At 40.8% G+C, this 6,392-nt stretch carries 4 protein-coding genes, 6 tRNA genes, 1 rRNA gene, 1 pseudogene and 1 other annotated feature; of the genes and pseudogenes, 11 read left to right on the forward strand and 1 reads right to left on the reverse strand.

Annotation, left to right across the window (positions count from 1 at the left end):
• The 3 genes and pseudogenes from BN1372_RS03330 to perR all read left to right on the forward strand — a co-directional run.
• A pseudogene (locus BN1372_RS03330) lies at positions 1–136 on the forward strand (peroxiredoxin); the annotation flags it as partial.
• A gap of 192 nt (positions 137–328) precedes the next feature.
• Positions 329–889, forward strand: coding sequence for a cob(I)yrinic acid a,c-diamide adenosyltransferase (locus BN1372_RS03335; RefSeq protein WP_062201068.1), 561 nt, complete (start codon positions 329–331; stop codon positions 887–889).
• 119 nt (positions 890–1,008) lie between these two features.
• The gene (perR, locus tag BN1372_RS03340; RefSeq protein ID WP_062197463.1) at positions 1,009–1,446 is read left to right on the forward strand and encodes a peroxide-responsive transcriptional repressor PerR; all 438 of its coding nucleotides are present in this window, start codon (positions 1,009–1,011) and stop codon (positions 1,444–1,446) included.
• Between the two features lie 14 nt (positions 1,447–1,460).
• Here the strand turns inward: perR and BN1372_RS03345 are convergent, their stop codons facing one another.
• A complete protein-coding gene (locus BN1372_RS03345; RefSeq protein ID WP_062197464.1) occupies positions 1,461–1,844 on the reverse strand; it encodes a YgzB family protein in 384 nt (127 codons plus the stop codon).
• Between the two features lie 303 nt (positions 1,845–2,147).
• On the opposite strand from BN1372_RS03345, the gene BN1372_RS03350 reads away from it, so the two are divergent.
• The 8 genes from BN1372_RS03350 (at position 2,148) to BN1372_RS03390 (ending at position 6,347) form a co-directional block, all read left to right on the forward strand.
• Positions 2,148–3,023, forward strand: a complete 876-nt coding sequence (locus BN1372_RS03350; protein ID WP_062197465.1) for a nucleotidyltransferase-like protein — start codon at positions 2,148–2,150, stop codon at positions 3,021–3,023.
• Between the two features lie 236 nt (positions 3,024–3,259).
• Positions 3,260–4,811 (forward strand): 16S ribosomal RNA (locus BN1372_RS03355).
• A gap of 534 nt (positions 4,812–5,345) precedes the next feature.
• Positions 5,346–5,688, forward strand: a sequence feature (23S ribosomal RNA rRNA prediction is too short).
• 13 nt (positions 5,689–5,701) lie between these two features.
• Positions 5,702–5,795 (forward strand) — tRNA-Ser (locus BN1372_RS03365).
• An 18-nt stretch (positions 5,796–5,813) separates the two neighbouring features.
• Positions 5,814–5,888, forward strand: a tRNA-Glu gene (locus BN1372_RS03370).
• A 125-nt stretch (positions 5,889–6,013) separates the two neighbouring features.
• Positions 6,014–6,089, forward strand: a tRNA-Val gene (locus BN1372_RS03375).
• 10 nt (positions 6,090–6,099) lie between these two features.
• A tRNA-Met gene (locus tag BN1372_RS03380) sits at positions 6,100–6,176 on the forward strand.
• Positions 6,177–6,192: 16 nt separating this feature from the next.
• Positions 6,193–6,268, forward strand: a tRNA-Asp gene (locus BN1372_RS03385).
• Between the two features lie 6 nt (positions 6,269–6,274).
• Positions 6,275–6,347 (forward strand) — tRNA-Phe (locus tag BN1372_RS03390).
• Positions 6,348–6,392 lie beyond the last annotated feature (45 nt).

The raw sequence follows: 6,392 nt of genomic DNA on the forward strand, positions 1-6,392 counted from the left end.
TGGAAAAGAGTACATGGGCATCGAACGATCTACTTTCGTTATGAACAAGGAAGGAATCATAATGAAAGAATGGAGAAAAGTTCGAGTAAAAGACCATGTAGAACAAGCACTTACATTTATTAAAGAAGAAATGTAAAAAAACTTCCTAATATTTGAACGATATAAACCCATCGAAAGAAAAGAACGGACAAACTTTTATAAAAAGTATTGTCCGTTTTTTATTCATTTCGAATGAAAATATCTGTTGATCTGGAAGATTTCTTTATTGCTTTCTGTTAGCTGTTTTTTTACAATGAAACAAATTGGAAAAGAAAAGGGGCTGTTTGAGATGAAAATATATACGCGAACTGGGGATAAAGGGACAACATCATTGATTTATGGAGATCGTGTAAAGAAATACAATCCACAGGTAAAAGCATATGGTACATGTGATGAAGCGAATTCGTTAATCGGATTAGGTATGTCACATTTAAAAAAGGAAAAGGAAGAACTATACCAAGAAGTATATTCTATTTTCCATCGTATCCAAACAGTATTATTTCATGTAGGAGCAGAATTGGCAACTCCAAAAGGAAAAAAAGTAATGTGGGAAATACAAGAAAAGGATATTGAAATCTTGGAAGAAACAATGGACGAATGGGATCAAAAATTACCTACCTTAACAAACTTTGTACTGCCTGGAGGTTCGAATGCGGGTGCTACATTGCATGTGGCACGAACGGTTGTCAGAAGAGCAGAAAGAAGTGCTGTGGAAATTGGGGAAGATGTTAATCCATTAGTACTTGCGTATTTAAATCGTCTTTCTGACTTTTTGTTTGTCGGAGCACGTTACATTAATCAAAAGTTGCAGGAAGTAGAACGTACGCTACATCAAGAGGAAGAGAACTAGTAGATTGTTGGGAGTAAGAACGGTTTGTTTGACAAGACCGTTCTTTTGCATGTAAACTAATTATAAATAGTATAAATTAATAATTAATGTTAAATAATAAAGTATGGGGGTGCATGACGATGGGAGATACAGTATTAAAAGAAGCAATTGCAACATTAAAGTCATCTGGTGTAAGAATTACACCACAACGTCATGCCATATTAGAATATTTGATCGAATCCATGTCACATCCAACAGCAGATGAAATTTTTAAAGCATTAGAAGATAATTTTCCAAATATGAGTGTAGCAACTGTATACAATAATTTGCGTGTATTCAAAGAAGCAGGGTTAGTAAAAGAATTGACCTATGGAGATGCATCAAGTCGCTTTGACTGGGTTACGACAGAGCATTACCATGCCATTTGTGAAGAGTGTGGAAAAATTGTAGATTTTTATTATCCTATTTTAAATGAAGTGGAATCTGTAGCACAGCATGTTACAGGATTTAAAGTAAATTCACATCGCATGGAAGTATATGGCATATGTCTGGAATGTCAACAAAATAAAAAACATTAAAAAACTGAAAGCAACTACGAATTGCTTTCAGTTTTTTTTCCGTATTTTTTGCTGTTGTATTTCTCGTCGAATTCTATCCCATCTAAGTTAGGATCTAATGTAATCGGTTGATTACAATGCATACAAGCATCTACGCGACCTAATATTTTGGTCGGTTTATTACAAGTTGGACAGATAACTTGTACGGTTTTCGTTGATAGCATACCAATCCAAAAGTAAACAACAGTACTCAAAATGATTGCTATAAATCCAAGAACCATAAAGATTGTCATTACAATTGGACTCTTCTTAAAGAAAATCCCAATATACATAATAAAGAAACCAATAAATATTAAACTTAATGCAAAAGTTCGAATTCGATTAATTTTGCTTTTTTGTTTTGTGTTATTTTTAGTCATTGTTTGCCCTCCTACTTCATTCATAATATAGCATGATAATTGATTATACAACAATGATAACTGTTTAAAAATAAAAGGAATTGCTTATGAATTTGTCGAAATTAGAAAGACAATAAGTATGTAGATAAAAAAAGAGTAGGTAGATATTTTATCTTTTTTAGTGCAAAATAAATGATTTTTGTTTAGGATAAATGACGGGATAGACAGACGAAAAGAAGAAACTATTTTTTTGTGAATTCTAGTGGGATGAAAAAGAATAAATGATGATATAGATAAAGAAAAAGTGTGAGGATGGAATGTCTTATGGAAAAAGTTTTAACAAATATATATGAAGTATTTAAAAAAGATGAAAATACAAAAGGAATTGTAGCGTATGAATCTAAGCAAACATTTAATGCAAGTACGGACCATTTTCATATGATTATGTTAGTAATCATCCATAGCTCAAAAACCATTTATCAAATTAAACACTATCAATATTTACAACGTAAAATAGCAGTTTATACGATGGACGAAAGAACACTGCATCATTTATTGATTACTGGAGAATCTAAACGATTAGTGCGTTGGTTACTAAATGGTGAAATCATTTTTGAACGGGATTTATTTATGACGAAGACCATTAAATTATTAAAGGCATTTCCTGTAGACGAGCGGCAAAAAAAAATGGGTGTAGAGTTTGCGAAGTTTTTATTTCATTTTACAAAAGCAAAAGAATTGTTTGGTTACCAACACCATTTCGATTCCTATAATCATGTCGTACATGCATTGCATCATTTAGCTCATCTTGCGGTTGCGGAGTATGGTGTCCATCCAGAATTAACTGTTTGGAAACAAGTAAAAGAAATTGACCTAGAAACATATAAATTATACGAAGAATTCATTACTAGTAATGAATTGTTAGAGAAAAAATTAGAATTATTATTTTTAGCATGTGATTTTTCTGTTGTAACAAAACTAAAAATGGGTTCTTTGCATCTAGTGAATATTATGCAAAAGAGAAATAGACTATGGTCGATTCAAGATTTAGTAAGACAAGAAGAATTAAAAATGTATTCTTTGTATTTAGTAACTTTGTTAGAGTTTTTAGTTGAAAAAGATATCGTAAAAGTAGTAGGAGTAGAAACGACTATTGCGAATTTAAATGAAAGATTATATTTTGTTGAGAAAAGTAGTTGACACTTTTAAAAATACATGTTATATTTTTATACGTCGCCAAGAGGTGATGAAAACAAAAATATTTTTAAAAATAATAGTTGACTTGTTATAAGAAACTATGTTATGCTTTAAAAGTCGCTTTCGAAAAGCGGTGATGTCCTTTGAAAACTAAACGAAACGTCAAGCAATAGAATGTACGATATACAATTTGTATAAAATGCATCTCTAGTCAATTCTAAAGAGCCAACGCAAAACTTTTATTTGAGAGTTTGATCCTGGCTCAGGATGAACGCTGGCGGCGTGCCTAATACATGCAAGTCGAGCGAACCGACGAGGAGCTTGCTCCTTTGAGGTTAGCGGCGGACGGGTGAGTAACACGTGGGCAACCTGCCCTTAAGACTGGGATAACATCGAGAAATCGGTGCTAATACCGGATAACTGATTAGACCGCATGGTCTAATGATAAAAGATGGCTTTCGGCTATCACTTAAGGATGGGCCCGCGGCGCATTAGCTAGTTGGTAGGGTAACAGCCGACCAAGGCAACGATGCGTAGCCGACCTGAGAGGGTGATCGGCCACATTGGGACTGAGACACGGCCCAAACTCCTACGGGAGGCAGCAGTAGGGAATCTTCCGCAATGGACGAAAGTCTGACGGAGCAACGCCGCGTGAGTGATGAAGGTCTTCGGATCGTAAAACTCTGTTGTTAGGGAAGAACAAGTATCGTTCAAATAGGGCGGTACCTTGACGGTACCTAACCAGAAAGCCACGGCTAACTACGTGCCAGCAGCCGCGGTAATACGTAGGTGGCAAGCGTTATCCGGAATTATTGGGCGTAAAGCGCGCGCAGGCGGCTTCTTAAGTCTGATGTGAAAGCCCACGGCTCAACCGTGGAGGGTCATTGGAAACTGGAAAGCTTGAGTGCAGAAGAGGAGAGTGGAATTCCATGTGTAGCGGTGAAATGCGTAGAGATATGGAGGAACACCAGTGGCGAAGGCGACTCTCTGGTCTGCAACTGACGCTGAGGCGCGAAAGCGTGGGGAGCGAACAGGATTAGATACCCTGGTAGTCCACGCTGTAAACGATGAGTGCTAGGTGTCGGGGGGTCCAACCCTCGGTGCTGTCGCTAACGCACTAAGCACTCCGCCTGGGGAGTACGGTCGCAAGACTGAAACTCAAAGGAATTGACGGGGGCCCGCACAAGCGGTGGAGCATGTGGTTTAATTCGAAGCAACGCGAAGAACCTTACCAAGTCTTGACATCCCTTGCACGCTCTAGAGATAGAGTTTTCCCCTTCGGGGGACAAGGTGACAGGTGGTGCATGGTTGTCGTCAGCTCGTGTCGTGAGATGTTGGGTTAAGTCCCGCAACGAGCGCAACCCTTGATCTTAGTTGCCAGCATTTAGTTGGGCACTCTAAGGTGACTGCCGGTGACAAACCGGAGGAAGGTGGGGATGACGTCAAATCATCATGCCCCTTATGACTTGGGCTACACACGTGCTACAATGGGTGATACAAAGGGTCGCGAAGTCGCAAGGCGGAGCTAATCCCATAAAGTCACTCTCAGTTCGGATTGCAGGCTGCAACTCGCCTGCATGAAGTCGGAATCGCTAGTAATCGCAGATCAGCATGCTGCGGTGAATACGTTCCCGGGCCTTGTACACACCGCCCGTCACACCACGAGAGTTTGCAACACCCGAAGTCGGTGAGGTAACCTTTTGGAACCAGCCGCCGAAGGTGGGGTAGATGATTGGGGTGAAGTCGTAACAAGGTAGCCGTATCGGAAGGTGCGGCTGGATCACCTCCTTTCTAAGGAATATACAAAGAGCATCGCTCTTTTACAAAAACNACAAGGCGAAGTATAGGGGCTGACGCCTGCCCGGTGCTGGAAGGTTAAGAGGAGGGGTTATCCATTAGGAGAAGCTCTGAATCGAAGCCCCAGTAAACGGCGGCCGTAACTATAACGGTCCTAAGGTAGCGAAATTCCTTGTCGGGTAAGTTCCGACCCGCACGAAAGGCGTAACGATTTGGACACTGTCTCANACATTTTCAATTTTTAGATTGGCTGCTTAGACGTTTGTTTAGTTTTGAGAGGATATCTCTCAAAGATTACCGCTTTCTTTTTAAGAAAGTGAGTGATATAATAAAAATCCGCTTAAGGCGGGTTGTTGTTCTTTGAAAACCAAATAACGAATCATTGATATTTTGATTATATTATATAGTCGAGATTCATCGTACAAAAACCGATCTTAGAATATCGAAAAGTAAAATGTGCTTATAACGCATTTTACTAGACAAATTTAGGTTAAGCTATAAAGAGCGCACGGTGGATGCCTTGGCACTAGGAGCCGATGAAGGACGCAACGAACAGCGATATGCTTCGGGGAGCTGTAAGTAAGCTTTGATCCGGGGATTTCCGAATGGGGAAACCCACTATCCTTAATCGGATAGTATCTTTACGTGAATTCATAGCGTAAAGAAGGTAACCTGGGGAACTGAAACATCTAAGTACCCAGAGGAAGAGAAAGAAACATCGATTCCCTTAGTAGCGGCGAGCGAAGAGGGAAGAGCCCAAACCAAGAAGCTTGCTTTTTGGGGTTGTANGATTCTTTTTTATTATTCCACAGTAGCTCAGTGGTAGAGCTATCGGCTGTTAACCGATCGGTCGTAGGTTCGAATCCTACCTGTGGAGCCAATCTGGAGAGCTGTCCGAGTTGGCCGAAGGAGCACGATTGGAAATCGTGTAGGCGGTTATAAGCTGTCTCAAGGGTTCGAATCCCTTGCTCTCCGCCAGACGGAAATTCCGAATATGGCCCGTTGGTCAAGCGGTTAAGACACCGCCCTTTCACGGCGGTAACACGGGTTCGAATCCCGTACGGGTCACCATTTAACACAAGTAAATCGGTGGATTCTCACCAGGGTTCCCCAGTAGCTTATCAGCACTGGACTAGCACGTAAACGTGCGTCGGAATCCCGTACGGGTCACCATTTAACACAAGTAAATATACTTTGGAGGATTAGCTCAGCTGGGAGAGCATCTGCCTTACAAGCAGAGGGTCGGCGGTTCGAACCCGTCATCCTCCACCATTATAATTATCGCGGGGTGGAGCAGTCTGGTAGCTCGTCGGGCTCATAACCCGAAGGTCGCAGGTTCAAATCCTGTCCCCGCAACCAAAAAAATCTTTAGTGTGGTCCCGTGGTGTAGCGGTTAACATGCCTGCCTGTCACGCAGGAGATCGCGGGTTCGATTCCCGTCGGGACCGCCATTATTTGGCTCGATAGCTCAGTCGGTAGAGCAGAGGACTGAAAATCCTCGTGTCGGCGGTTCGATTCCGTCTCGAGCCACCCTTTTTGTCGGTGTAGCTCAATTGCTGTCTCTTATAACCATCT

Origin of the sequence: Massilibacterium senegalense (genome assembly GCF_001375675.1) — a bacterium.
GTDB classification, from domain to species: domain Bacteria; phylum Bacillota; class Bacilli; order Bacillales; family Massilibacteriaceae; genus Massilibacterium; species Massilibacterium senegalense.

Bases quoted from the DNA above. Each gene is read 5' to 3' on its own strand.
- perR (WP_062197463.1), top strand. From the start codon at position 1,009: ATGGGAGATACAGTATTAAAAGAAGCAATTGCAACATTAAAGTCATCT.
- BN1372_RS03345 (WP_062197464.1), bottom strand. From the start codon at position 1,844: ATGACTAAAAATAACACAAAACAAAAAAGCAAAATTAATCGAATTCGA.
- BN1372_RS03350 (WP_062197465.1), top strand. From the start codon at position 2,148: ATGGAAAAAGTTTTAACAAATATATATGAAGTATTTAAAAAAGATGAA.
- BN1372_RS03335 (WP_062201068.1), top strand. From the start codon at position 329: ATGAAAATATATACGCGAACTGGGGATAAAGGGACAACATCATTGATT.